General features: G+C 59.9%; 23 protein-coding genes. 19 read left to right on the top strand and 4 right to left on the bottom strand.

Features of this window, described 5'->3' with window-relative positions:
• Nucleotides 1-24 precede the first annotated feature (24 nt).
• From nuoI to AAIH70_RS01905, 17 genes are all read left to right on the top strand, one after another.
• The gene (gene nuoI / locus AAIH70_RS01985; RefSeq protein ID WP_132273208.1) at nucleotides 25-519 is read left to right on the top strand and encodes an NADH-quinone oxidoreductase subunit NuoI; all 495 of its coding nucleotides are present in this window, start codon (nucleotides 25-27) and stop codon (nucleotides 517-519) included.
• 161 nt (nucleotides 520-680) lie between these two features.
• Complete coding sequence (locus tag AAIH70_RS01980; protein WP_132273209.1) at nucleotides 681-1,295, top strand: NADH-quinone oxidoreductase subunit J; 615 nt, start codon at nucleotides 681-683, stop codon at nucleotides 1,293-1,295.
• Between the two features lie 22 nt (nucleotides 1,296-1,317).
• On the top strand, nucleotides 1,318-1,626 hold the full coding sequence (nuoK, locus tag AAIH70_RS01975; protein WP_132273210.1) for an NADH-quinone oxidoreductase subunit NuoK: 309 nt from the start codon (nucleotides 1,318-1,320) through the stop codon (nucleotides 1,624-1,626).
• Between the two features lie 7 nt (nucleotides 1,627-1,633).
• Entirely contained in the window at nucleotides 1,634-3,631 is a 1,998-nt protein-coding gene (gene nuoL, locus AAIH70_RS01970) for an NADH-quinone oxidoreductase subunit L (RefSeq protein ID WP_132273211.1), read from the top strand.
• Nucleotides 3,631-5,145, top strand: coding sequence for an NADH-quinone oxidoreductase subunit M (locus AAIH70_RS01965; RefSeq protein WP_132273212.1), 1,515 nt, complete (start codon nucleotides 3,631-3,633; stop codon nucleotides 5,143-5,145). Before nuoL ends, AAIH70_RS01965 begins: the two co-directional genes overlap by 1 nt.
• Before the next feature lie 16 nt (nucleotides 5,146-5,161).
• Nucleotides 5,162-6,604, top strand: a complete 1,443-nt coding sequence (gene nuoN / locus AAIH70_RS01960; RefSeq protein WP_132273213.1) for an NADH-quinone oxidoreductase subunit NuoN — start codon at nucleotides 5,162-5,164, stop codon at nucleotides 6,602-6,604.
• A gap of 1 nt (nucleotide 6,605) precedes the next feature.
• The gene (locus tag AAIH70_RS01955; protein WP_132273214.1) at nucleotides 6,606-7,364 is read left to right on the top strand and encodes a biotin--[acetyl-CoA-carboxylase] ligase; all 759 of its coding nucleotides are present in this window, start codon (nucleotides 6,606-6,608) and stop codon (nucleotides 7,362-7,364) included.
• 17 nt (nucleotides 7,365-7,381) lie between these two features.
• Complete coding sequence (locus AAIH70_RS01950; protein ID WP_132273737.1) at nucleotides 7,382-9,049, top strand: ribonuclease J; 1,668 nt, start codon at nucleotides 7,382-7,384, stop codon at nucleotides 9,047-9,049.
• Nucleotides 9,050-9,175: 126 nt separating this feature from the next.
• Entirely contained in the window at nucleotides 9,176-9,304 is a 129-nt protein-coding gene (locus tag AAIH70_RS01945; RefSeq protein ID WP_281033573.1) for a hypothetical protein, read from the top strand.
• Nucleotides 9,305-9,527: 223 nt separating this feature from the next.
• A complete protein-coding gene (gene mce, locus AAIH70_RS01940) occupies nucleotides 9,528-9,929 on the top strand; it encodes a methylmalonyl-CoA epimerase (RefSeq protein ID WP_132273215.1) in 402 nt (133 codons plus the stop codon).
• 146 nt (nucleotides 9,930-10,075) lie between these two features.
• Nucleotides 10,076-10,345 carry a DUF1467 family protein gene (locus AAIH70_RS01935; RefSeq protein ID WP_132273216.1) on the top strand — a complete coding sequence of 90 codons (270 nt, stop codon included), beginning with the start codon at nucleotides 10,076-10,078 and terminating at the stop codon, nucleotides 10,343-10,345.
• A 35-nt stretch (nucleotides 10,346-10,380) separates the two neighbouring features.
• A complete protein-coding gene (locus AAIH70_RS01930) occupies nucleotides 10,381-10,944 on the top strand; it encodes a GNAT family N-acetyltransferase (protein ID WP_132273217.1) in 564 nt (187 codons plus the stop codon).
• Between the two features lie 567 nt (nucleotides 10,945-11,511).
• Nucleotides 11,512-12,840 carry a proline--tRNA ligase gene (gene proS, locus AAIH70_RS01925; protein ID WP_430032914.1) on the top strand — a complete coding sequence of 443 codons (1,329 nt, stop codon included), beginning with the start codon at nucleotides 11,512-11,514 and terminating at the stop codon, nucleotides 12,838-12,840.
• Nucleotides 12,841-12,928: 88 nt separating this feature from the next.
• A complete protein-coding gene (locus AAIH70_RS01920; protein WP_132273219.1) occupies nucleotides 12,929-14,236 on the top strand; it encodes a lipoprotein-releasing ABC transporter permease subunit in 1,308 nt (435 codons plus the stop codon).
• 14 nt (nucleotides 14,237-14,250) lie between these two features.
• Nucleotides 14,251-14,934 carry an ABC transporter ATP-binding protein gene (locus AAIH70_RS01915; RefSeq protein ID WP_132273220.1) on the top strand — a complete coding sequence of 228 codons (684 nt, stop codon included), beginning with the start codon at nucleotides 14,251-14,253 and terminating at the stop codon, nucleotides 14,932-14,934.
• A gap of 744 nt (nucleotides 14,935-15,678) precedes the next feature.
• Nucleotides 15,679-18,105: a methyl-accepting chemotaxis protein gene (locus AAIH70_RS01910; RefSeq protein ID WP_132273221.1), complete on the top strand. Its 2,427-nt coding sequence runs from the start codon at nucleotides 15,679-15,681 to the stop codon at nucleotides 18,103-18,105.
• 220 nt (nucleotides 18,106-18,325) lie between these two features.
• A complete protein-coding gene (locus AAIH70_RS01905; protein WP_132273222.1) occupies nucleotides 18,326-19,555 on the top strand; it encodes a sensor histidine kinase in 1,230 nt (409 codons plus the stop codon).
• A 150-nt stretch (nucleotides 19,556-19,705) separates the two neighbouring features.
• Here AAIH70_RS01905 and AAIH70_RS01900 read toward each other — a convergent pair whose 3' ends face one another.
• The 4 genes from AAIH70_RS01900 to AAIH70_RS01885 all read right to left on the bottom strand — a co-directional run bounded on the left by AAIH70_RS01900 (nucleotide 19,706) and on the right by AAIH70_RS01885 (nucleotide 23,395).
• A complete protein-coding gene (locus AAIH70_RS01900; RefSeq protein WP_132273223.1) occupies nucleotides 19,706-20,089 on the bottom strand; it encodes a VOC family protein in 384 nt (127 codons plus the stop codon).
• Nucleotides 20,089-21,228, bottom strand: coding sequence for an MFS transporter (locus AAIH70_RS01895; RefSeq protein WP_132273739.1), 1,140 nt, complete (start codon nucleotides 21,226-21,228; stop codon nucleotides 20,089-20,091). Before AAIH70_RS01895 ends, AAIH70_RS01900 begins: the two co-directional genes overlap by 1 nt.
• 47 nt (nucleotides 21,229-21,275) lie before the next feature.
• On the bottom strand, nucleotides 21,276-22,055 hold the full coding sequence (locus AAIH70_RS01890; RefSeq protein ID WP_132273224.1) for a DeoR/GlpR family DNA-binding transcription regulator: 780 nt from the start codon (nucleotides 22,053-22,055) through the stop codon (nucleotides 21,276-21,278).
• Nucleotides 22,056-22,138: 83 nt separating this feature from the next.
• Entirely contained in the window at nucleotides 22,139-23,395 is a 1,257-nt protein-coding gene (locus AAIH70_RS01885) for a sensor domain-containing diguanylate cyclase (protein ID WP_132273225.1), read from the bottom strand.
• A gap of 259 nt (nucleotides 23,396-23,654) precedes the next feature.
• Here AAIH70_RS01885 and AAIH70_RS01880 point away from each other — a divergent pair, with 259 nt between their 5' ends.
• Together AAIH70_RS01880 and AAIH70_RS01875 are read left to right on the top strand one after the other, a co-directional pair.
• Complete coding sequence (locus tag AAIH70_RS01880) at nucleotides 23,655-25,178, top strand: ABC transporter substrate-binding protein (protein ID WP_132273226.1); 1,524 nt, start codon at nucleotides 23,655-23,657, stop codon at nucleotides 25,176-25,178.
• Nucleotides 25,179-25,266: 88 nt separating this feature from the next.
• Nucleotides 25,267-26,595 carry a GH1 family beta-glucosidase gene (locus tag AAIH70_RS01875; protein ID WP_132273227.1) on the top strand — a complete coding sequence of 443 codons (1,329 nt, stop codon included), beginning with the start codon at nucleotides 25,267-25,269 and terminating at the stop codon, nucleotides 26,593-26,595.
• The last annotated feature ends 12 nt before the right edge of the window (nucleotides 26,596-26,607 follow it).

Here is a 26,607-nt window from a genome sequence, read left to right as displayed (position 1 = left end):
GCTCGGTTCTATTGGAGAATAAAGATGGCCGCTCTTTCCCAAGCCGTCGGTTCGCTGTTCCTGAAGGAATTCGTCGCCGCTTTTGCGCTGACGTTCAAATATCTGTGGTTCCGTCAGAAGGCGACGATCAACTACCCGTTCGAAAAGGGCCCGGTCTCTCCGCGCTTCCGTGGCGAACATGCGCTGCGCCGTTATCCCAACGGTGAAGAGCGTTGCATCGCCTGCAAGCTGTGTGAAGCCATCTGTCCTGCTCAGGCGATCACCATCGAAGCCGGCCCGCGCCGCAACGATGGCACCCGCCGCACGGTGCGTTACGACATCGACATGGTGAAGTGCATTTATTGCGGTTTCTGCCAGGAAGCATGCCCGGTCGATGCCATCGTTGAAGGCCCGAACTTCGAGTTCTCCACCGAGACGCGTGAAGAACTGTATTTCGACAAGGCCAAGCTGCTCGCCAATGGCGATCGCTGGGAACGTGAAATCGCCCGCAACCTTCAGCTGGATGCGCCTTATCGCTGATAAGGCCTGAAGGCTTTGAAGGATACGGACTGAAATGTCCCGCGGCCGCAAGGCGGCGGGAACGATGATGAAAAAACGTCTGGACGGCATCGGCCGCCAGGTTCCGACGGGGAGGGGCCTTTACCCAAAGGTCTTGCCGGGGAAGACGAGAAGGCACCAACATGGGTCTGCACGCTATATTCTTTTATCTTTTCGCCTTTGTCGCGGTGGCGTCGGCGGTCATGGTCGTGTCGGCCAGAAACCCGGTCCACTCGGTGCTGTTCCTGATCCTCGTGTTCTTCAACTCGGCGGGTCTTTTCCTGCTGACGGGAGCCGAGTTCCTGGCGATGCTGCTTCTGGTCGTTTATATCGGCGCGGTCGCGGTTCTCTTCCTCTTCGTCGTCATGATGCTCGACATCGATTTCGCCGAGTTCCGTCAGGGTGTGCTGCAATACGCGCCGATCGGTGCACTGGTCGGCCTCGTGGTCGCCGCCGAACTGATCCTCGTAGTCGGTGGCTCGACGCTGTCGCCGCAGGCGGCAAAATCGGTCGCCATGCCTATGCCTGATATCGCCGAACGCCAGAACACGGCCGCACTCGGCGACGTGCTCTATACCCACTACGTCTACTTCTTCGAAGTGGCCGGCCTCATCCTTCTCGTCGCCATGATCGGCGCGATCGTGTTGACGCTGCGCCATCGCCAGAACATCAAGCGGCAGAATATCGCCCGCCAGGTTGCTCGCACGCCGGAAACCGGCGTCGAGATCGTCAAGGTCAAGTCGGGCCAGGGCCTCTGAGAGCGGGACAAGGATTGAAATTATGGAAATCGGACTTTCCCATTACCTGACGGTCAGCGCCATTCTCTTCACGATCGGCGTGTTCGGAATCTTCCTGAACCGCAAGAACGTCATCATCATCCTGATGTCGGTCGAACTGATCCTGCTGTCGGTAAACCTCAACATGGTGGCCTTCTCGTCGTTCCTCAACGACATCGCCGGCCAGGTCTTCGCGCTCTTCATTCTCACGGTTGCTGCAGCGGAAGCGGCGATCGGTCTTGCAATTCTCGTTGTCTTCTACCGCAACCGCGGCTCCATCGCGGTCGAAGACGTCAATATGATGAAGGGCTGATCGGGTCATGATCTACAAGGCAATCGTCTTTCTTCCCCTGATCGGCTTCCTGATCGCCGGCCTCTTTGGCCGCCAGATCGGCGCCAAGGCATCGGAATACGTCACCACCGGCCTGATGATCGTTGCGGCAATCCTGTCGTGGATCGTCTTCTTCGATATCGCGCTCGGTCATTCCGAGGGTGAGGTCGTCAAGGCCGTCGTCATGCGCTGGATCCAGTCCGGCAGCATCGATGTCGAATGGACCTTCCGTATCGACACGCTGAGCGCGATTATGTTCGTCGTCGTCAACACCGTGTCGACGCTCGTTCATCTCTATTCCATCGGCTACATGCATCACGATGAGCATCGTCCGCGTTTCTTCGCGTACCTGTCGCTCTTCACCTTCGCGATGCTGATGCTCATCACCGCCGACAACCTGCTGCAGATGTTCTTCGGCTGGGAAGGCGTGGGTCTGGCTTCGTACCTGCTGATCGGCTTCTGGTTCAAGAAGCCGTCCGCATCGGCTGCCGCCATGAAGGCATTCATCGTCAACCGCGTCGGTGACTTCGGTTTCATCCTCGGCATCGGCGGCGTTTTCGTGCTGTTCGGTTCGATCAACTTCGAAACCATCTTTGCCGCTGCCGCCACCTATATGCCGCATGAAGGTGCCGCCGACGCCAACGCGATCGTCGCCAACTTCTTCGGCATGGAACTGACCAAGAGCACGGCCATCACCGTCACCTGCCTTCTGCTCTTCATGGGCGCGATGGGTAAGTCGGCGCAGTTCCTGCTGCACACCTGGCTGCCGGACGCCATGGAAGGCCCGACCCCGGTTTCGGCCCTCATTCACGCAGCAACCATGGTCACCGCCGGCGTCTTCCTTGTCGCCCGCATGTCGCCCATCTTTGAACTGTCGCCGGATGCGCTGCTGGTCGTCACCATCATCGGTGCGATCACCGCCTTCTTCGCGGCCACCGTCGGCCTCGTGCAGAACGACATCAAGCGCGTCATCGCATACTCGACCTGCTCGCAGCTCGGTTACATGTTCGTGGCGCTCGGCGTCGGCGCTTATGGCGCGGCCGTCTTCCACCTCTTCACGCACGCCTTCTTCAAGGCGCTCCTGTTCCTTTGCGCCGGCTCGGTCATCCATGCCGTCGATGGCGAACAGGACATGCGTCACATGGGCGGCCTGCGCCCGCATATCAAAGTCACCTTCGCGATGATGCTGATCGGCACGCTTGCCATTACCGGCGTCGGCATTCCGTTCACGCCGGTCGGTTTTGCCGGCTTCTTCTCCAAGGACTTCATCATCGAAGCGACCTACGCATCGCATTCGCCGGCCTCCGGCTTTGCCTTCACGCTTCTGGTGATCGCGGCGATGTTCACGAGCTTCTATTCGTGGCGCCTGATCTTCCTCACCTTCTTCGGCAAGCCGCGTGCGAGCCACGAGGTCATGCACCACGTGCATGAAAGCCCGCAGGTCATGCTGGTGCCGCTCTACATCCTCGCCATCGGCGCGGTTGTGGCCGGCGTGGTCTTCAAGGAATTCTTCTACGGCCACGAATATGACGTGTTCTGGAAGGGCGCCCTGTTCACCTCCGAGCACAACGAACTGCTGCACGAATTCCACCACGTGCCGGCTCTCGTCGCTCTGGCACCGTTCCTTGCCATGATCATCGGTTTTGTCACCGCCTGGTATTTCTACATCAAGTCGCCGGAAACCCCGAAGCGTCTGGCCGCCTCGCAGCAGGGCCTCTACCAGTTCCTGCTCAACAAGTGGTACTTTGACGAACTCTACGACTTCCTGTTCGTCCGTTCGGCAAAGGCGCTCGGCCGCTTCCTGTGGAAGAAGGGTGACGTCGCCGTCATCGACGCCTACGGCCCGAACGGCATCGCCGCCCGTGTTGTCGACGTTACGCGTAATGTCGTGCGTCTGCAGTCCGGTTACCTTTATCACTACGCGTTCGCGATGCTGATCGGCATCGCCGCCCTCGTCACCTGGATGATGCTCGGGAGTTCCTTCTGATGACCGATTGGCCAATTCTTTCAACGGTCACCTTCCTGCCGCTGGTCGGCGTGGTGCTCCTGCTCCTTACGGGACAAGAGGGCGCGAACGGCCGCCGCAATGTGCTCTACATTTCGCTGGCGACCACCGTCTTCACCTTCATCGTGTCCTTGTTCATCTGGATCGGCTTCGACAATTCGAGCGCCAGCTTCCAGATGGTCGAAAAGCATGAGTGGCTCGGCACTGGCATTTCCTACCATCTCGGCGTCGACGGCATTTCCATGCTGTTCGTCATTCTCACCACGTTCCTCATGCCCTTCTGCGTGCTGGCAAGCTGGGAATCGATCGAGAAGCGCATCAAGGAATACATGATCTCCTTCCTGCTTCTGCAGGTGGCGATGACCGGCGTGTTCGTCTCGCTCGATATCGTGCTCTTCTACGTGTTCTTCGAAGCGACGCTGATCCCGATGTTCATCATCATCGGTGTCTGGGGCGGCAAGGATCGCGTTTACGCATCCTACAAGCTCTTCCTCTACACGCTGCTCGGCTCGGTTCTGATGATGCTCGCCATCATGGCCATGTACTGGAACGCCGGCACCACCGATATCGTAGAACTCCTGAAGCACGGTTTTCCGGCCGGCATGCAGACATGGCTCTTCCTCGCCTGCTTTGCCGCCTTCGCCGTCAAGATGCCGATGTGGCCGGTTCATACCTGGCTTCCGGATGCGCACGTTCAGGCCCCGACCGCAGGTTCGGTCATCCTGGCCGGCGTCATGCTGAAGCTCGGCGGTTACGGCATGATCCGTATCCTCCTGCAGATGTTCCCGCTGGCTTCGGACTACTTTGCGCCGATGGTGTTTGCGCTGTCTGTCATTGCCATCATCTACACCTCGCTGGTTGCGATGATGCAGGACGACATCAAGAAGCTGATCGCGTACTCGTCGGTTGCCCACATGGGCTACGTGACCATGGGTATCTTCGCCGCCAATACGCAGGGCGTGCAGGGTGCCGTGTTCCAGATGCTGTCGCACGGCATCGTGTCTGGCGCGCTCTTCCTCTGCGTCGGCGTCGTTTATGACCGCCTTCACACCCGCGAGATTTCCGCTTACGGTGGCCTCGTCAACAACATGCCAAAGTATGCCGTGGCGATGATGATCTTCACGATGGCAAACGTCGGCCTGCCGGGCACGTCGGGCTTCATCGGCGAATTCCTGACCATCATCGGCGTCTTCCGCGTCAACACCTGGGTGGCGCTGTTTGCGGCAACCGGCGTGATCCTGTCGGCCTGCTACGCCCTGTGGCTCTATCGCCGGGTTCTGTTCGGTGCGCTGGAAAAGGAAAATCTCAAGCAGTTGCTGGACCTGTCGACGCGTGAGAAGATCCTTCTCTACCCGCTGATCGCGCTCACCATCTTCTTCGGCTTCTACCCGGCGCCTGTATTCGATGCGACTGCCGCTTCGATTGATGCGCTGGTCAACAATTACTCGGCAGCCCTGCAGGCAGCGCAAAAACTTGCGCTCGCAGTAACGCACTGAGACGGGACGGAATGATATGACCGCTGAACTACTCCTTGCCAGCCTGAAGATCTCGTCGCCGGAAGTGCTTCTGGCGATCGGTGCGCTGGCGCTCCTGATGATCGGCGTTTTCAGTGGCGACCGCTCGTCGCCGCTGGTAACCGGCCTCACCATCGCCGTCATGATCGTGGCTCTGATCATGATCATCTTCGTCGCGCCGCAGGGCGAGGCCTATAACGGCGCATTCATGATGGACGGTTTTGCCCGCTTCATGAAGGCGACCGCGCTGTTCGGCTCGATCGTCGCGCTGCTGATGACCTATGCCAATGCCAAGTCGGACCAGATCGACAAGCCGGAATTCCCGGTTCTCGTCCTGCTCGCCACGCTCGGCATGATGCTGCTGATTTCGGCCAACGACCTGATCGCGCTTTATCTCGGCCTCGAGCTGATGTCGCTGTCGCTATACGTCGTCGCCGCCTTCAACCGTGACAGCATCCGCTCCACGGAAGCCGGCCTGAAATATTTTGTTCTCGGTGCGCTCTCCTCCGGCATGCTGCTTTACGGCATGTCGCTGGTCTACGGCTTCACCGGCAATACCGGCTTTGAACAGATCGCCCAGGTGCTGAGCCAGGAAACCCGTTCGCTTGGTCTCGTGTTCGGTCTGGTCTTCGTTCTTGCTGGTCTGGCGTTCAAGATCTCGGCCGTGCCGTTCCACATGTGGACGCCGGACGTTTACGAAGGTGCACCGACCCCGGTCACCGCCTTCTTCGCCTCCGGCCCCAAGGTCGCCGCTATGGCCATCCTGGTGCGCATCGTCTCGGATGCCTTCATCCCGGTTGTTGCCGACTGGCGTCAGGTCATCGTCTTCATCGCGATTGCCTCCATGCTGCTCGGTTCGTTCGCGGCCATCGGCCAGAAGAACATCAAGCGCCTGATGGCTTACTCCTCGATCGGTCACATGGGTTATGCGCTCGTGGGTCTGGCCGCAGGGTCTGAAACCGGCGTTTCCTCTGTCGCGCTCTACATGCTGATCTACATGGTCATGACGCTCGGCACTTTCGCCTGCATCATGTCGATGCGCCGCACCGATGGCACTGCCGTCGAAGCCGTTGACGATCTGGCCGGCCTGTTCTCCACGCGTCCGTTCATGGCGCTGGTGCTGACTGCGCTGATGTTCTCGCTTGCCGGCATTCCGCCGCTCGCCGGCTTCTTCGCCAAGTACTTTGTTTTCCTCGCAGCCATCGAAGCCCAGCTTTATGGGCTGGCCGTTATCGGCGTGCTTTCCTCGGTTGTCGGCGCCTATTATTACCTGCGCGTCGTCAAGCTGATGTGGTTCGATCAGCCGACCGGCGAGTTTGCCCGCACCTCGGGCATTCTGAAACTGGTCTTCGGTTTCTCCGGTCTGTTCGTCACGGCTTATGTGCTTTTCGGCGGCCCGGTCGGCACGGCAGCGTCTGCGGCAGCAAAGTCATTCTTCTAAGATGACGGAAAACAGACGCCGCTTCCCGCTCGAAGCCTTCAGGCATCAGGCGCTGGATGAAGTCGGCTCCACAAACACAGATGCCCTCGCGCTTGCGAGGGCAGGCGACCAGGGCCTGATCTGGATCACCGCCCGGCGCCAAAACGCCGGGCGTGGTCGTCGTGGGCGTGCCTGGACATCCGAGACCGGCAATCTTTACGCCACGCTCCTGTTGATCGACCCCGCGCCGATCGAACGCACCGCCTCGCTTCCCTTGGCCGTGGCGCTTGCCGTGCGCAACGCCATCGCTACCGTCATGCCGCCCGGCACACCGCCGGTCGAGGTCAAATGGCCGAACGACATTTTGATAGAACGCAAGAAAACCTGCGGCATATTGCTCGAAGCCGAGATGTTGCCGACCGGAAAACGCGCTCTCGTTATCGGCATCGGTATCAATATCCGCCACAAGCCCGATAGTGCACCATATGGTGTGACATCGCTTGAAGACTATGGCTGCACCGCCTCTCCGGAAGAGCTTTTTGCGCATCTTTACAAGGAGATGGCCTGGGTTCTGGAATCATGGAACGAAGGCCGCGGCATTGCCGAGGTCACGGCCCAATGGCGCTCTGTCGCTTGCGGTATCGGCGAGAAGATTACGGTCAATCTGCCGGATCGTTCGATTTCCGGGCGCTTTGCCGGAATTGATGATAAAGGCTTGCTGATGCTGGACACGGGCACCGAACTTATGCCCATTGCCGCCGGCGACGTATTTTTTGCATGAATCAGAAACGAGACAAGATGGCCTCCAAGGACGAACTGGTATTTTTGCCGCTGGGCGGCGTAGGCGAGATCGGCATGAACCTCGCGCTCTACGGTTATGGCCCCGAGGCAACCCGCCAGTGGATCATGGTCGATTGCGGCGTGACCTTTCCGGGGCCCGACCTGCCGGGCGTGGACCTCGTCCTGCCCGATGTGCGTTTTCTTGCGGACAAGAAGAAGAACCTCAAGGGCATCTTCATCACCCACGCGCATGAAGACCATTATGGCGCGCTGAACGATATCTGGCCCGGCCTCAACGTGCCGGTTTATGCCTCGCCGTTCACGGCCGGCATGCTCGATGCCAAGCGCGCTTACGAAGGCAGCCGCGCCGAAATCCCGATCACCATCTTCAAGGCCGGCGACCGCATCACGGTCGGCCCTTTCGAAGTGGAAGCCGTCGGCGTCAACCATTCCATTCCCGAGCCGATGTCGCTGGTCATCCGCACACCGCTCGGCAATGTCATCCACACGGGTGACTGGAAGATCGACCACAATCCGTCGCTTGGTCCACTCACCGACGAAGAGCGTTTTCGCGCCATCGGCGACGAGGGCGTTCTGGCCGTCATGTGTGATTCGACCAACGCCATGCGCGACGGTGTCTCGCCTTCAGAAGAAGAAGTCTCGGGTGGCCTGCAGAAGGTCATCGAGGCGGCCGAGGGCCGCGTCGCCGTCACCACCTTCTCGTCGAATGTCGGCCGCATCCGCTCGATCGCGCTTGCAGCCCAGGCCGCCGGCCGCGAAGTGCTGCTGCTCGGCTCGTCGCTGAAGCGCGTTGTTTCCGTCGCCCGCGATATCGGCATCATGGACGACATCAAGCCATTCATCGCCGAAGACGAATTCGGTTACATCCCGCGCGACAAGGTCGTGGTCATCCTCACCGGCAGCCAGGGCGAGCCGCGTGCAGCTTTGGCAAAACTGTCGCGTGACGAGATGCGCAATGTGGCGCTGGCCTCGGGCGATACGGTGGTGTTTTCCTCGCGCACCATTCCCGGCAACGAAAAAGCCATTCTCGAAATCATGAACGGCCTGATCGAACAGGGCGTCAACATCGTTACCGACACGCAGGCACTCGTTCATGTCTCCGGCCATCCGCGCCGCAACGAACTGCTGAAGATGTACGAGTGGACCCGTCCCGAAATCCTCGTGCCGGTCCATGGCGAAGCCGCCCACCTGACGGCGCAGCGTGATCTGGCGCTTGGCGCCGGCATCAAGACCGTGCCGCGCGTGCGCAACGGCAACGTGCTGCGTCTCGCACCGGGTCCGGCCGAAGTCATCGCGGATGTTCCGTTCGGTCGTATCTACAAGGACGGCAAGCTGATCGGCGATTTCGAGGAAATCGGCATCGGCGATCGCCGCAAGCTGTCCTTCGTCGGCCATGTCGCCGTCAACGTGCTGCTCGACAGCCGCTACGATTTTCTGGCCGACCCGGATATCGTGCTGTTCGGCCTGCCGGAAGTCGATGACGAGGGCGAGAGCATGGAAGACACGCTGTACGATTCGGTTCTCGGTGCCATCGAAAGCATTCCGCGCGCCCGCCGCAAGGATCTCGACATGCTGCGTGAATCCGTGCGTCGCGCTGTCCGTTCCGCCGCCAATAACGGTTGGGGCAAGAAGCCGATCGTCACGGTCTTCGTCACCCGCCTCTGAGTCCGAACGGCCACACCTGGCCGCCAATTGACGTTTGTGTGATCTGATGGCGTGGAGACGTGAAAGCTCCGCGCCATTTTCATGTGTTAGCTCTGCAATCGGCTGGGACGATTCGGAGACATTTTAATGAGACCTGGAAATTTCCTGGGCGCCGCCGTCATCTGCGTGGCGCTGTTGGCGATTGTGTTCGTTGCGACCATCACCAAGGAAACCGACGCACAGATGGCCGCCACGACGGTCAGCGTTGTTCGGTAACGAGATCATGCAGGGGCAGGATTTTGCCCCTCACCAACCAAAACTATGACTTAGCCCATGGGCTAAGACCATGATTTTGTATCTTCTCCCGCAGGGGGAGAGGCAAGGATGCTGCGGCCCTATCTCTCCCCTTGTGGGAGAGAAAACGATTTCAACATTTTAGCCGAAGGCTAAGTGTTGGAAATCGCAAGTGAGGGGTAAGTCTCTGCTCGGGAGGTGTCGAATGCTCGGCCGTATCAATCACATCGCCATCGCCGTGCCCAATCTGACGGCCGCCGCGATGCCTTACAAAAATCTCGGCGCCACCGTTTCCGATCCGCAGCCTCTGCCGGAACACGGCGTGACGGTCGTGTTCGTGGACCTCGAAAACACCAAGGTCGAACTGCTCGAACCACTCGGCGAAAATTCACCTATCACGGCTTTCCTCGCAAAGAACCCGGCGGGCGGCATGCACCATATCTGTTACGAGGTGCCCGATATCCTTGCCGCCCGCGACACGGCGGAGGCACTTGGCCTGCGCGTGCTCGGCGATGGTGCACCGAAAATCGGTGCGCATGGCAAGCCGGTTCTTTTCCTGCACCCGAAGGATTTTTCCGGCACGCTCACCGAACTGGAACAGGTATAGTGCCATAAAATCAGCTGGTTGGCTGCTTTGCCGGAATCATGCTGCCACACCTCTCACACATTGCTGCAATTGAGCTTGCCGCCATTGCCGGTATAGTCTGTCGAGGCAGCCATCATTGAGATGGCTGAACGCACAAGGAATGACGCATGCCCTTGCTGTCCACATTCGCGGTCTATTTCGTCATCTGGTGGCTGACCCTGTTTATCGTGCTGCCGATCGGCATGCGCAGCCAGCAGGAAGAGGGCGAAGTGGTGCTCGGCACGGTGGCCAGCGCCCCGGCGAAATTCCGTGGCCTGCGTGTCGTTGTCCTTACCACCCTGATAGCCGCAATCATCCACGGCGGCTGGATGGTGGTCTCCCATTTTTTCGGCATCAGCGTCAGCTCGCTGCCGGTGATTTTGCCGGATTTCGGATGAACTTGGGGTGGCACCAAAACGCATACGGAATGACAATGAACGCCCTGACCCTGCCTGCATCCATCACCACGCAACGTCTCATCCTTCGCAAATTTTCACCCGATGATTTTGCCTCCTACGCTGCCTATCGTAGCCGCGAGGATGTCTATCGCTATCTCTATGCCACGCCGTCAGTCGGCAGTGCGCTGGAGGAAAAGTTCGCAAGACTGCTGGATGCTCCATTCGAAAACGACGGCGACGATTTTCGCCTTGCCGTCACCCGGGCGGAAGATGGCGCCTTGATTGGCGATGTCATGCTGAAGCTCGCCAGCAAGGCCGCACTTCAGGCCGAGGTCGGTTACGTTTTCCATCCCGATTACGCCGGCAAGGGTTACGCCACTGAAGCCGTGTCGGCCATGATCTCCGCAGGCTTCGAAATTTTTGGATTTCACCGCATTTTTGCCCGTCTCGATAGCCGCAACTCAAGCTCGGTCGGCATCGTTGAGCGCCTCGGCCTGCGTCGTGAGGCGCATCTCGTCGAAAACGATCGCTTCAAGGGCGAATGGGGCGACGAATATATCTATGCGGTTCTGGCGCGGGAGTGGGCGGCGCGCGGATAAGGAGAAAGTTCCGGCTGCCAACTGTCATCTTCCCGTAACCTTTTGCAGGCATAAGCCGGTCAGTCGGAGATGCGTATGCTGATTAAAAGGCAAAAAAAAACAAGGCGATGAAGCCTTGTTTTTTGAGTTTCGCGTGATCTTTCCGTTGCCGGGGCTGCGAACGAAGCGCGCCTAAGATCTAAATCCTCCCAAGACTTTGACCGCGAAATAGGCAAGAATTTAATCTCCTTGCCCGTTTTGTGAGCTGAAACTAGCTCACGTGAGACATCTTGTCACCCCAATTTTTTGCATTTTTGCTACACACGGGTAAAAAAATCCTGTGAACAAAAATGTCGCACCCCTTGTCCCTCAAAAAACCACGTTTTGCCTACCTCTGGCGGTGCTGCTTCGAAATGATGCACGTATCAATTGTTGCAAAAGTTGATGGTTTGGGCATTCGCTCACATGTTTTCAACCCGGCTCCCAACCGGGTTTTCATGTGCGGCCGAACCGGGTATGAACGCACGCAATATCAGCCACTAACGGTCGATTCCATTTGAGGAGCCGGCCCGTAAATCGGAAACCGCGATGCGTCTGTCCCGCTATTTTTTGCCCATTCTGAAGGAAAATCCCAAGGAAGCGGAAATCGTCTCCCACCGCCTGATGCTGCGGTCGGGCATGGTTCGCCAGCAGAGCCAGGGCATCTATTCCTGGCTGCCGCTCGGCAAGCGCGTCATGGACAAGGTCAACAAGATCGTCCGTGAAGAGCAGAACCGCGCCGGCGCCATCGAGCTTCTGATGCCGACCCTGCAGTCGTCCGAACTATGGCAGGAAAGCGGTCGTTACGAGGACTACGGCAAGGAGATGCTGCGCATCACGGACCGTCAGGACCGCGCGATGCTGTATGGCCCGACCAACGAGGAAATGGTCACCGATATCTTCCGTTCGTCGGTGAAGTCCTACAAGAACCTGCCGCTCAACCTCTACCATATCCAGCTGAAATTCCGTGACGAGATGCGTCCGCGTTTCGGCACCATGCGTTCGCGCGAATTCCTGATGAAGGATGCCTATTCCTTCGACCTCACCAAGGAAGGCGCGATCCATTCCTACAACAAGATGTTCGCGGCCTATCTGCGCACGTTTGATCGCCTCGGCCTGCGCGCCATTCCGATGCGCGCCGATACCGGCCCGATCGGCGGCAATCACAGCCACGAATTCATCATCCTGGCCGAAACCGGCGAATCTGAAGTGTTCTCGCACCGCGCTTTCACCAATTTCGACATCCCGGCCGCCGATATCGATTTCGACGATGTTGCCGGCATGCAGGCGATCTTCGACAAGTGGACCTCGGTTTACGCAGCCACCTCGGAAATGCACGACGAAGCCGCTTTCGCCGCCGTTCCGGAAGGCGATCGTCTCTCGGCGCGCGGTATCGAAGTCGGCCACATCTTCTATTTCGGCACCAAATATTCCGAGCCGATGGGCGCCAAGGTGCAGGGACCGGACGGCAAGGAACACCTTGTCCACATGGGATCCTACGGCATCGGCCCGACACGCCTTGTTCCCGCCATCATCGAAGCCTCGCATGACGAGAACGGAATCATCTGGCCGGCTTCGGTCGCGCCGTTCGATGCCATGGTCATCACCATGAAGGCCGGCGACGAAGCGTGTGACCGCGTCTGCGACAGCCTCTATACCGGCCTCACAAATGCCGGTTTGGACGTGCTCTACGACGACACCGATGATCGCGCCGGCACCAAGTTCGCCACCGCCGATCTGATTGGCGTGCCGGTGCAGCTGATTGTTGGTCCGCGTTCTGCCGCGACCGGCGAAGTCGAGGTCAAGGACCGTAAGACGGGTGCGCGCGAAACCATGACGGTGGAAGCGGCGCTGAACCGCCTGACCGCCAAGGCCTGACACTGAATACCGTTCGGGCGATCTCTCGTGAGGTCGCCCGAACGCCAGACAAAACTGACCGCCCATGCGCGGTGACCGAGGAGAACACATGGCGAAGGTCGTGAGCGAAGGTGATGGCACGCGGCAGGGAGCACCCTCGGCCGGTCCGTTCTCCGGGTTCGAGCGCATGGTCGCCTGGCGTTACCTGCGCTCGCGGCGCAAGGAAGCCTTCATCTCCGTCATCGCCGGTTTTTCCTTCGTTGGCATCATGCTGGGCGTTGCCACGCTGATCATCGTCATGGCCGTCATGAACGGCTTTCGTACCGAACTGATCTCGCGCATCCTCGGCATCAATGGCCATATCATCGTGCAGCCGGTCGATCGCCCGCTCAATGATTATGCCGATCTAACCACCAAATTTGCAGCCGTCCCCGGCGTCACCATGGCGCTGCCGCTGGTCGAAGGCCAGACGCTGGCGCAGGGCAATACCGGCGGCGGTTCCGGGGCTCTGGTGCGCGGCGTGCGCGCCGAAGACCTTGAAAAGCTGAAGGAAGTCTCCGGCAACATCAAGTCAGGCGATATGGTCGGTTTTGCCTCGGGCGATGGCGTCCTGATCGGTTCGCGCCTCGCGTCCTCGCTCGGTCTGTCTGCCGGCGATCGCATCACGCTTGTCGCGCCGGAAGGCGACGTCACACCGATGGGCGTCAGCCCGCGCGTAAAATCCTATCCGATTTCCGGCACGTTCGAGATCGGCATGTCGGAATACGATGCCTCGATCGTCTACATGCCGCTTGAAGAAGCGCAGGCCTATTTTAATGCCGATGGCATCGTCCAGTCGATCGAGCTGTTCATCGAACACCCGGATGCGGTGGATGGCATGCGGCCACTGATCGAAATGGCCGCCGGCGATCGCCAGATCTTTCTCACCGACTGGCGCCAGCGCAACCAGACTTTCTTCTCCGCCCTGCAGGTGGAGCGCAACGTGATGTTCATGATCCTGACGCTGATCGTGCTCGTCGCCGCGCTCAACATCATCTCCGGCCTGATCATGCTGGTGAAGGACAAGGGATCGGACATCGCCATCCTGCGCACCATGGGCGCCAGTTCCGGTGCCATCATGCGCATCTTCTTCATGACCGGTGCTGCCATCGGTTTCGTCGGCACGGCGGCCGGTGTTCTTCTCGGCGTTGTCGTCTGTCTCAATATCGAATCGATCCGCAGCTTCTTCTCGTGGCTCTCCGGCACGGTGCTGTTCAATCCGGAACTTTATTTCCTCAGCGAACTGCCCGCCGAAATGACATTCAGTGAAACCTCGACCGTGGTCATCATGGCGCTGACGCTGTCCTTCATCGCAACCATATTCCCGGCATGGCGGGCCTCAAGGCTCGATCCCGTGCAGGCGCTGCGCTACGAATAGGAACGCACACCTCCATGGCAACCAAAACCATTCTGAAGCTCACGGGTGTCGGCCGGCATTACGGCCAGGGCGATACCGTGCTGTCCATCCTCAAGGGCGCCGATTTTTCGCTGAAGTCAGGCGAAATCGTCGCGCTCGTCGCCCCCTCGGGCACCGGAAAATCGACGCTTCTGCATCTTGCCGGCCTGCTCGAGCACCCGGATGAGGGTGAGATCCATATCGATGGCGAGGCCTGCGGTGGCCTGTCCGACGATCGCCGCACGGCCATCCGCCGTGGCGATATCGGTTTCGTCTACCAGTTCCACCATCTCCTGCCGGAATTCACCGCGCTCGAAAACATCATGATGCCGCAGCTGATCGCCGGCCTTCCGCACAAGGAAGCCAAGGAACGCGCCGCAGCGCTGCTTGACTACATGCGCATCGGCCACCGCGCCGAACACCGCCCGGCCGAACTGTCGGGCGGCGAGCAGCAGCGCGTGGCAATCGCCCGCGCCGTCGCCAACGCACCGCTTCTGCTTCTGGCCGACGAGCCGACCGGCAATCTCGATCCGGAAACCGCATCCTACGTGTTCGATGCGTTGCAGGCGCTGGTGCGCCAGTCTGGCCTTGCCGCCATGATCGCCACCCATAACCATGATCTCGCGGCCCGCATGGACCGGCGCGTGACGCTGGAAGGCGGCAAGATCGTCGATTTCTGACCGCTGCGGCAGACGACGAATCGCGTTTCAAATGACGAAAGATGGTCTCTCGATGTGCCTCAGGCACGCTGAGGCGGTCAGCAGTGCTGTGACTGTCATATTTATTTTTCAAATCGCAATTTTTTTTATTCGCGTTGCGCGCCCTGATGCGCGCGTAGATGCGCGACATGCCGATTGTACCGTGATCAGGTTCCGCTCAGCCTGCGTGTAAGAGTGTCTCAAACCTGCGACACACCGTTTTCGATTTTCGTCTCTGAGTAGGTGTTCTGTGAGTGTGATGCGTATCGATGATTGAGAAAGTATAATTCGAGTAGTAATTTCATTTTTACATTAAATACGATTGATTGTCATTTCGATGATTTTTTGATTAATATTCTATTCAGCATTTAATTCTAGCTCTTGGGCGTCGCGGATGAAATGTGACTGTAAAGAACCTGGCCTCATGAAGGGCGCTGGCGGTTCATAGATCTGAATCAATGGAGCGCGTTTTGACTGCACTGACCCCTAAGACGCTGCAGTAACGGCGCGCTCCGACGCGGGAAGATCGGCGCGAAGCACGTCGCGCCGATCTTTCTCCTCTTACGATCCTCCCAAGCATCGTTTCCACCGACCGCCCTCGAGGCCGGGTTCGCCGCAGCCACAACCGCATGACGCGGTTGGGGCAGGGCATCTGACACCAAAAATTTCGACATCGCCAACCACGCCAGCCGCTATCGACTGACATCCAGATCCCAAGAGGAACACATGCAATTCCGTTCCATACAGATGAAAATCGCACTGCTTTCGGGCTTCTGCGTCATCGCTGCCACCGGCTCACTGGTCGGCTACAGCATGGTTTCTGCCAGCAATACGCAAGTATTTGTCGGCGAGAAGGTCAACGATCTTCTGGTGCAGAACACCAAGGAAAGCCTGGCGACGCTGGCCTCGACGCAGGCCGGCACGATCCGTTCGTCGCTTGATAGCGCCATGGATTCCGCCCGCAACCTTGCCCGCGCTTTCGAAGTCGCCGCCTCTTCGGGGCCAACCGCGACCCCGGTCGAATACCGCCGCGCGCAGCTGAACGACATGCTGCTCAACGTGCTGGAGGGCAATCCGCGCTTTAACGGCACCTACAGCGCCTGGGAGCCGAACGGCCTCGATGGCCGCGATGCCGAATTCCGCAACAACAAGCAGTTCGCCTCCGATGCCAATGGCCGTTTTCTGCCGTACTGGACGCGTGATGCCGCGGGCAAGATCGCCCTGCAGCAACTGGTCGAGTTCGACAGCCACGATCTGCACCCCAACGGTGTCATGAAGGGCGGCTGGTATATCGGCCCGCAGTCGGGCAACGGCGAAAGCATTCTCGATCCGCTTCCCTATGTCGTGCAGGGCAAGCAGGTGTTTCTGGCCACCATGTCGGTGCCGATCACCATCGACGGAAAGTTCAAGGGCGTGGCCGGCGCTGATTTCGATCTGACCTTCGTGCAGAAACTGGCCGAACAGGTGAAATCGTCGATCTATGGCGGCAAGGCCAATGTCGAGATCGTCAGCTACAAGGGCCTGATCGTCGCTTCCAGCTCCAGCCCGGAAACCATCGGTCGCCAATATGCCCAGGGTGATGCCAGCCGTGATGCGGCGCTGTCGATCATTCGTGGAGCCAGAAGCGAAGTCACGCTGGATGCCGATAGTTTTACCGCCTTCGCCCCCATCACCATCGGCCGCACCACCACGCCATGGTCGGTCGTGGTCGATGTGCCGCGCAATGTCGCCATGTCGGAAGGCATCGCGCTCGACGGCAGCCTGTCGGCCCGCAACGGCAATGACATGCAGCTGCAGATGCTGGTGGCGCTGTTGATCGCCGCAGCCGGTATCGGCGGCATGTGGTTCGTCGCCCGCTCCATCGCCAATCCCATCGCCCTGTTGACCGAAACCATGCGCCGTCTTGCCGGCAATGACACGTCCGTCGATGTTCCCGGCCGCGGCCGGGCCGACGAGATCGGCCACATGGCGGACGCCGTCGAAGTGTTCAAGGAAAACGCGATCGCCAAGGTCGGCATCGAACGCGCCGCCGAGGCGGAACGCAACATGAGCGAGACCGAGCGGCAGGAACGCGACGCCCAAAAGGCGCGTGACGCCGGTGATATCCAGCACGCCGTCGATGCGTTGGCAGAAGGTCTCAAGCGTCTGTCGGACGGCGATGTCGCCTATCGAATCTCAAGACCTTTCGTGTCCCATCTCGATGGCCTGCGTCTCAACTTCAACGAATCGCTGACCAAGCTGCAGCAGGCCTTGCAGACCGTGAAGTCGAACGCCCACGCTATCGAAGGTGGTGCCAACGAGATCCGCTCTGCCGCTGACGACCTTGCCAAACGCACCGAACAGCAGGCCGCTTCCGTCGAGGAAACCGCCGCAGCGCTTGAAGAGATCGCCACGACGATGAAGGACTCCACCATCCGCGCCGAAGAAGCCGGCACGCTGGTCTCCCGCACCCGGATCGGTGCCGAAAAGGCTGGCCAGATCGTTCGCGATGCGGTCATCGCCATGCAGCAGATCGAGCATTCGTCCGGAGAAATCTCCAACATCATCGGCGTTATCGACGAGATCGCCTTCCAGACCAATCTTCTGGCGCTGAATGCCGGTGTGGAAGCGGCGCGGGCAGGGGAAGCCGGCAAGGGTTTTGCGGTCGTCGCTCAGGAAGTCCGCGAACTTGCCCAGCGCTCCGCCACGGCCGCCAAGGAAATCAAGGCGCTGATCACCACCTCCAACGAGCATGTGCAGAACGGCGTCGAACTGGTCGGCGAAACCGGCAAGTCGCTGGAAACCATGGTCGGCGAGGTCAACCAGATCAACCAGAACGTCACGGCCATCGTCGAGGCGGCCCGCGAACAGTCGGTCGGCATCCAGGAGATCAACAAGGCCGTCAACAGCATCGATCAGGGCACCCAGCAGAACGCCGCCATGGTGGAAGAATCCACCGCCGCCAGCCATGGCCTTGCGCGTGAAGCTGATGCCCTGAACGGCCTGATCCGCCAGTTCAATCTCGGCAACGGCGCAGCCGGGCCCGAGTTGAAAGTGGCAACAGCGCAAAGCCAGCCGGTCGTCTCGCCTGTCAAGGCTCTGGGCCGCAAGGTCGCCAGCGCCTTCGGTGGCGGCGGTGCGGCCGCAGCACAGTCCAACTGGACGGAATTCTGATCGATAATCCCCCTTGTTCGATCAGAAACAGGTCCCGGTCGATCTTTTCGGCCGGGGCCTTTTGCGTCTCCAATCCCGTTAGAGGCACGTGAAATTCCGCCAATGATATTTTCGCGGGAACTGTTTTGCGACATGCGCGTTAGGGCCGGTCATTTGTGATCTTGAACCCATCGCGACGATTGTCGATTATGCGGCTCAAGCAATAAGCGGGGGCTCTTCAATGACCAATCTTCGCATCGTCTCCAGCGGTCAGCAGGCCGGCAAGCCGACGGATGAAGCCTCGGATATAGAGCTGTTGCACGCCATCAGCATGGATCTGATCGGAGAGCAGGACCTCGCTGCGCTTTATGGCAAGATCGTCGATGCCGCCATATCGATCACCCGGTCGCAGTTCGGCACGATGCAGCTTCTGCGCAAGTCCGATGACGGTTCGGGAAATGGTCTCCACCTTCTGGTGTCGCGCGGTCTGGCCCCGCAGGACAAGGCGGTCTGGCAGTGGGTCTTGCCGACTGCCCTGAGCAGTTGCACGCAAGCGCTGAAATTCGGCCGCCGTGCGATCATCGCCGATTTCGAAGCATGGACAGAGATTGCCGGCACGCCCGATTTGCTGGCCTTCCGCAGGGCCGGCATCCGCTCGGCCCAGACGACGCCGCTCCTGTCGCGCGATGGAACCCTGCTGGGCATGATCTCGACCCACTGGAGCGAGCCGCATCAGCCGTCAGACCGCGACCTGCGCCTGCTGGACATCCTTGCCCGCCAGGCCGCCGACCTGCTGGAGCGCACCATTGCCGAAGAGGCGTTGCGCGAACGCGAGAAGGAGCTTGAGGCGAGTGTCGCAGCGCTGCGTGAGACGCAGGAACTGCAGACGCTTCTGGCCGCAGAACTCGGTCATCGCGTCAAGAACCTGTTCGCCATGGTGACGGCCATTGCCTCCCACACCTTGAGGGGATCGAGCGATCTTGGACGGGTTCAGACGCTGCAACAGCGTTTGATGGCACTCAGCTCTGCACATGACATCCTGCTGCAATCGAGCTGGAAGGCGGCGCTGCTCGGAGATGTTGCGGCGGCAGCGGTCAATGGCGCGGGCGTGGCAGGGCGCATCCGTCTCGATGGCCCGGATGTCGGGATAGGCTCGAAAGCATCCCTGAACGTTGCGCTGCTTCTGCACGAACTGACCACCAATGCGCTCAAACATGGCTCCCTGTCTGTCGGCGGTGGCGGCGTCGACCTCACATGGCGCGTCGAGGGCAAAGGCTCCGACGAAACCCTGCGCATGACCTGGCGGGAAACAAAGGGGCCGGTGGTCGTCAAACCCGAGCGCAACGGCTTTGGATCGCGACTGATCAGCGCCGGCCTGACCGGATCCGGTGACGTGGTCCTTGCCTACAACAGCACTGGCCTGATGTGCGAGATCAGCGCGCGGCTGAATGAGTTGCAAGGTGCTGAATAGGCGGGAGCCATTCACCATCCGCTACTCAAGGCTTTTTACGCTGTTGCCGAAAGCGGTGCTTGCGGATTGAAGCCTCGCCAATCGGCAGCACCATTGTTTTCGAAATTACAATGAATGTAGACGCTTCGCCTCGATTCCTGAAGTTTTCTCTTAAGCCGTAATCTCCACAGGCGTGCCGTCCGGCATCAGGATCACCGCTTCGTAAAATCCGTCGCCGGTCCAGCGCGGGCCGGATTTCAGGCAGCCATCCGCCCGGCATTTTTCCGCCAACGCGTCCACGGCCTCGCCGCACCCGAGCGAGATGGCGATATGGTCCCAACCGATCCGCTCGGCATGGGTGTCGGCCGGTAGCCAAGGCCCGGTCATCAGTTCGATCTGGCCGCCACCCTCCGGCAGCGTCACGAACCGCGAGACAAAACCCGGTCGGTTTTTGCTGTGATATTCCTCGCCGATTGTCGCGCCAAAATAACGCCGCCAGAAATCGGCAGCCGTTTCGATGTCACGCGTCCACAGTGCCGTATGGGCGATCCGCATCAGCTGGCCTTCCGGGTCACGATGCCGGCACAGAGCGGCACGAGGAGGAGAAGGCCTGCCAGCAGCCAGAAGGAGATCGGCAGGCCGGTGTGTTTGGCGACAAAACCGACGCCGGCCGGGCCGACCAGCACGCCGGCATAACCGGTCGTGGTAATCGCTGCGACGGCAAGGCCTGATGGCATCACCGTCTGCGATCCGGCACGGCGAAACAGGACGGGCACGATATTCGATGCACCAAGGCCGATCAGCAGAAAACCGCTCATCGCCAGCACGGTGCCGGGAGCGGCGAGCAGCACGGCAAAACCGGCAATCGCCACGATGCCGCCCCAGAACAGCGTCGGCCGGTCACCCAGTCTGGCGGTGATCGCATCGCCGCACAGGCGGCCAACCGTCATGGCGATGGCAAACAGCATGTAGCCAAGACCACCCTGGCTCGCCTCGACCCGGCCTTCGGAGGTCAGCAGCAGCGCGCTCCAGTCCAGCACCGCGCCTTCGACCAGAAAGGTGATGGCGGCAAGCGCTGCCAGCAGCACGACAATGCCGCGCGGCATAACGAACAGTGGCCCGTCCTCTGCCTGCACCGTCGCCAGCAGGCGCGGCCAGGTGAAGGCCATTGCCACCAGCATCATGCCCGAGCAGACCAGCGTGGTGAGAAGCGGTCCGACATTGGCGGAAAACAGCAGCGTCACGATCATCGCACCGGCAAAACCACCAATGCTGTATTGTGCGTGAAAACCTGACATCAGCGGTTTGGGCGCATCCTTTTCCACCTCGATTGCATGGATGTTCATCGCCACGTCCAGCGTGCCGAGCGAAGCACCGAAAAGGGCAAGCGCGATGCCCAGCGTCAACGGTGTACCGGCAAGCGTCAGGAGGGGCAGCGTCAGGGCGATGCCAAAACCGCTGGCGAGAATGATCGGCTTTGCGCCGTATTTGGCCGAAAGCACGCCGGTCGCCAGCATGGCAAGCACAGAGCCGAGCCCGAGGCAGAGCAGCAGCATGCCCAGCACGCCGTCATCGACGCCCAGCCGCGCCTTGGCGAACGGCACCAGCGGTGCCCAGCAGGCAATGCCGAAACCGGCAACCAGAAAGGAGAGGCGGGTGGCAAGCCGGGTCGCGGGGCGGTCAGCGGTCGGCATGATATGTCCCTGTGCGTTCATCGAGTTTTTCTTTCCTGCAAGAAGGATCAGGCTGCGCTCTGGCCGGGTGCCAGCAGCGCATAACCGGCGTCAGCCAGCGCGTGTCGTGTGTCAGCGGCCAGATCGTCCTCGACGATCAGCCAGTCGATGTTTTGGGAAGCTCCGATACGGTGCGGCGCGCGTTCGCGAAATTTTTCCGATGTCGCTAGCACGATATTGATGGCGCTGCGTGTCATCAGTTTACGCTTGAAGATCGCGTCTGCATGTTCCTGCACACTCATGCCCGTTTCGGCGGACACCGCACAGGCGCCAACAAAACAGCGGTCGATGTTCAGCTCGTCCAGCTTTGATATCGCGGAAGCATCGACACTACCGCCGATGACGGGATCGACCAGACCGCCGATCAAAATCAGCGGAATATCGCCACGCGCCATGATGGCTGAGGCGATATCGATGGAATTGGTCGCGACCGTCAGTTTCTGATCGCCCGGCAAAAGCGCAGCCATGGCGAGATTGGTGCTGCCGCAATCGAGAAACAGCAATTCTCCTGCCGCCACCATACCAGCCGCGACACGCGCCAATGCAGTCTTGCGTTCCGATGCCTTGCCGATCCGCTCGGCAATCGGCCGTGATGGCGTGACGAGCGGCAAGGCGCCACCATAAACCCGCCGGCATTTGCCCTCGGCTGCCAGTGCGCGCAGATCACGACGCACCGCATCCTCGGAAATATCGAATTCGATCGCCACGGCAGAGGCGACGATTTCCTGCCCCTGCGCAAGCCTGGCTTCGATGATGTCGCGACGGGAGATGGAAAGTGAAGTGTTCATAATCATGCATTAACGTGCATGATGTTGTGGGTCAATTGTCGTGATGTTTCACGATTTGTGACGGGCGTGCATAATCATGCATCCTATTGAAACACCACTTCCAGATTATGCCCGTCATGGGCAATCACCCGGCAGGTGGTCTCGATGCCGTCAGCCGGGATCTGTAGCAGAAACTCTTCCGGCAAGTCGCTGGCATCAGAAACAACAAGCCCGGCGCTGTCCGATCCCAGCGATTTCACCGAGCAGTTGACGAGGTTTCTGCGATCGTCGAACAGGATGAAGCCGGTGCGCAGCACGCGCTTGCGTTCGCCCCCCGTGACGGCATCTTTCTGCAATGCGCTCCATGAGCGGCACTGGTTGCGGCCTTCCTGCTTGGCGCGGTACATGGCGGCATCCGCCTGTGCTAGCAGGGTTTCGATATCCTTGCCGGTCAGCGAGCGCGAAGCGACACCAAAGCTCGCCGTCACCGAAATCGTCTTGTCGCCGATATCGACCGTCAGGCCTTCGAGTGCCTTGCGCAGCCGTTCCGCCGTCGCCATGGCGCCGTCCATATCCACATAGGGCAGCACGACGACAAACTCCTCGCCGCCGAACCGGCCGAACAGGTCGGTAGCCCGCAGCGTATGTTTGCAGGTGGCCGAGACCGCCTTCAGCACAATGTCGCCTGCCGCATGGCCATAGGTGTCGTTGATCGATTTGAAATGGTCGATATCGAGCACGATGCAGGACAGCGCATGCGCGTGGCGCTGCGCCAGCGTCACCATCTGATCGGCCTCGGTCTTGAAAGCGCGGCGTGTCAGCGCCTCGGTCAGGCTGTCGGTGGAAGCGGTCTGCAGAAGCTCGATGCGTTCCATCACCACGCCCGCCAGTTCCTGCATGATGCCGGTTTCGCGAATGCCAAAAGCCCGCGGGCGTTTGCCGACCGCGCAAAGTGTGCCGATCACATGGCCGGCTTTTGTCTTCATCGGGATGCCGGCGTAAAAACGCACATGCAGATCACCGGTCACGGCAGGGTGGTCGGCAAACCGTTCGTCGAGCGTCGCGTCCGGCACGATGATCGCTTCCTCGGCTGCCACCACATACCGGCAGAAACTGGCATCGCGGGGAATTTCACCGAAGGAAAGGCCATCGCAGGCCTTGTACCATTGCCGGTGCGCATCGATCAGCGAAACGATGCCGATCTCGACATCAAAGATCTGCTGGATCAGCCGCACGATGCGGTCAAAACCTTCGTCGCGCGGACTGTCGAGCAGGTCGAGTTCCTGCAGCGCCGCCAGCCGGTCGGCTTCCCGCTGCAGCGTCATGGCGGGCGTCTGTTCGAGAATTCTCGTGGCCGTCATCGTGCATGTCTCCCGGAAGCCGTGCTGCCGCTGTGTCATTTGATATATTAGGCATAATTCGATGCGGCTTCCTACGCAACCGTACCCGACATCCGGACCGCTTCCCGGCGTTCAAGCCGACGTTATCTCGCTCCGCCGCCGTACCTTCCATGATTGCGAAAAGCGCAATTCGCGTTTGACAAACAAAATCATGCCCGACACTATATCCATAATAAGAATGCATATTCCATAATTGTGGTTTATCGAAAAAGGGAACTCCATGCTCAGACACGCCTTGTTCGCAGCGCCTTTCCTGCTCTTATCCGCCATCCCAAATCAGAGTTTTGCAGCCGGCGTCGTTAATGTCGCCACGATCGGCGAGCCGCCGACGCTCGACCCGATGGCCTCCACGGCCGACGTTGTCGGCATGACCACGCAGCACATCTTTGAAACGCTGTTCACCTTCGATGCCGAATGGAATGTCGTGCCGCTTCTCGCCGAAGCGATGCCGACCGTGTCCGCCGACGGCAAGACCTATGACATCACCCTTCGCAAGGGCATCAAGTTCCACGACGGTTCGACCATGACATCCGCAGATGTGGTCGCCTCGGTCGAGCGCTGGGTGAAGATCGCCTCGCGCGGCAAACAGATTGCGCCATACTTCACCTCGATCACCGCCAAGGGTGACGATGCCGTGCAGATCGTGCTGAGCAAGCCTTATGCGCCGCTGCTGTCGTTGCTCGCTTTCAACAATTCGGCCGCCGTCATCATGCCGAAGGCGAACCTTGCCGAAGACCCGCTGACAAAGTTCATCGGCACTGGCCCGTATCTCCTGAAGGAGCGCAAGGCCGACCAGTATCTGCAGCTCACCCGTTTCGATGGCTATCAGCCGCGTTCGGAAGTGGCCAACGGTTTTGGCGGCGCCCGCAAGGCGATCCTCGATGAAATCCGTTTCGTGCCGGTGCCGGATGCCAATACACGACTCGAAGGCGCGATCTCCGGCCAGTTCGATTATGCCGACTCGCTGGCGCCTGAAACATTCGACCGCCTGAAAGCCTCGGATGCTTCGGAACCGGTGGTGCTGAAACCCTATGGTGCACCGGTTTTCGTCATGAACACCAAGGAAGGCGTGCTGGCGACAAAGGAAATGCGCCACGCCATACAGGCGGCGCTCAACCCGGAAGACATGCTGCTTGCCGCCTTCGGCAATCCGGAATTTTTTGCCGTCAATGGCGCGCTTTATCCGGAAGGGTATGTCTGGCACACGCAGGAGGGCATCGAGCGTTACGGCAATGGTGATCCCGAAACCGCAGCCTCCATGGCCAAGGAAGCCGGATATGACGGCGAAAAGCCGATCCGCATCCTGACGAGCCGCCAGTACGAATTCCATTACAAGATGGCGCAGGTCGCAGCTGAATATCTGAAGGCCGCCGGCTTCAAGGTGGAACTCGGTGTGTTCGACTGGGCGACACTCACCACCCGCCGCGCCGATCCAAAGCTGTGGGACATTTTTATCACCCACGGCCCGTTCCCGCCGGAGCCGATCCTCAACGGCTGGATGTCCGACAGCTATCCCGGCTGGTGGGCAACGCCTGCCAAGACCGCTGCCGTCGAACCCTTCATCGCCGAGCCGGATCAGGAAAAGCGTAAAGTTCTCTGGGCTGAAATCCAGAAGACCTTTTACGAGGAAGCCCCGGTCTACAAGGTCGGCGATTTCAACGCGCTCGGCTCGAAAAAGAAGACGCTGAAGGACTTTCAGCCGTCGCCCTGGCCGTTCTTCTGGAATGTCAGCACGGCCAACTGATCCCGCCGCCACTTCCTGACATCCCGCATGTCCCGCGCCTCTCGCGGGGCATGCCCAAAATCTCATTCATCGATAACGAGCATCCGTCATGACGCGTTCATTTCCCAAGGACTTTCTCTGGGGCGTCGCCGCCTCTGCCTTCCAGACCGAAGGCGCCGTCAACAAGGATGGCCGCGGCCAGAGCGTCTGGGACGTTTATGCCCACACGCCCGGCCGCACCACCAATGGCGAAACCGCCGACATCGCCTGCGATCATTACCATCGTTACCCGGAGGATATCGGCCTGATGAGCGGGCTGGGCGTCGGCGCCTACCGCCTGTCGACCGCATGGCCGCGCATCTTCCCGGAAGGCTCGGGTCAGGTGAACCAGCGCGGGCTGGATTTTTACGATCGCGTCATCGACCTTCTGCTGCATGAAGGCATCGAGCCGTGGATCTGCCTGCATCACTGGGACATGCCGGTGGCGGTGGAGGAAAAGGGCGGCTGGCGCTCCCGCGAAACACCGAAGATTTTTGCCGATTACGCCGCCACCATCGCCCGCCATTTTGGCGACCGCGTCAAACGTTTCGCGCCGATCAACGAACCCAACGTCATTCCGTGGGTGGCCTATAATGTCGGCCGCCACGCGCCGGGAAAACAGTCCTACGAGGACAGCCTCAAGGCCATCCACACGCTCAACCTTGCCCATGGTTATTCGGTGAAAGCCGTGCGCGCTGAAGCGCCGGATGCGCAGGTCGGCAACATCGTCTCGCTCGGCCCGGTGCGCCCGCATTATGACGATGCCGCCCATGAGGAAGCCCGTATTCTCGGCGATTGCCTGTGGCGCCGCGCCCTGGTCGATCCGCTCTGGCTCGGCACCTATCCGGAGCCGATCGCCAAGGAAATGGAGCCACTGATCCTCGGCGACGACATGGCCGATATCAGCCAGAAAATGGATTTCTTTGGCCTCAACCATTACAATCCGGTCTTTGTCGGCCCCAACAAGAACACCACGTTCGGCATCGCCGAAACCGCCCCGCCAACCGGCATGGGCCCGCTCACCGATGTCAACTGGGTGGTCGATCCGCAGGCGTTTCTCGAACAGATCCGCGACACCAGCGAGCGTTACAACAAGCCCACGATCTACATCACCGAAAACGGTGCGTCCTATCCCGACGCTCTCGGCCCCGACCGCAAGGTCATCGACAAGGACCGCATCGCCTACTTTGAAGGCTACCTCAACGTCCTGCTCGACGCGCTGGAAGAGGGCCACGATGTGAGAGGGTATTTCGCCTGGTCGCTGATGGACAATTTCGAATGGGGCAGGGGTTTTTCCAAACGCTTTGGCCTCGTTTACGTCGATTACCCGACATTGCAGCGTATTCCGAAAGCGTCGTATCACTGGCTGAGCGAGGTTATTCGCAGGAACGCGCTGTAAGGTATTGAATGC

The organism is Neorhizobium sp. BT27B, assembly GCF_050455485.1.
GTDB lineage: Bacteria > Pseudomonadota > Alphaproteobacteria > Rhizobiales > Rhizobiaceae > Neorhizobium.
This window is presented reverse-complemented; position numbering and strand designations above follow the sequence as displayed.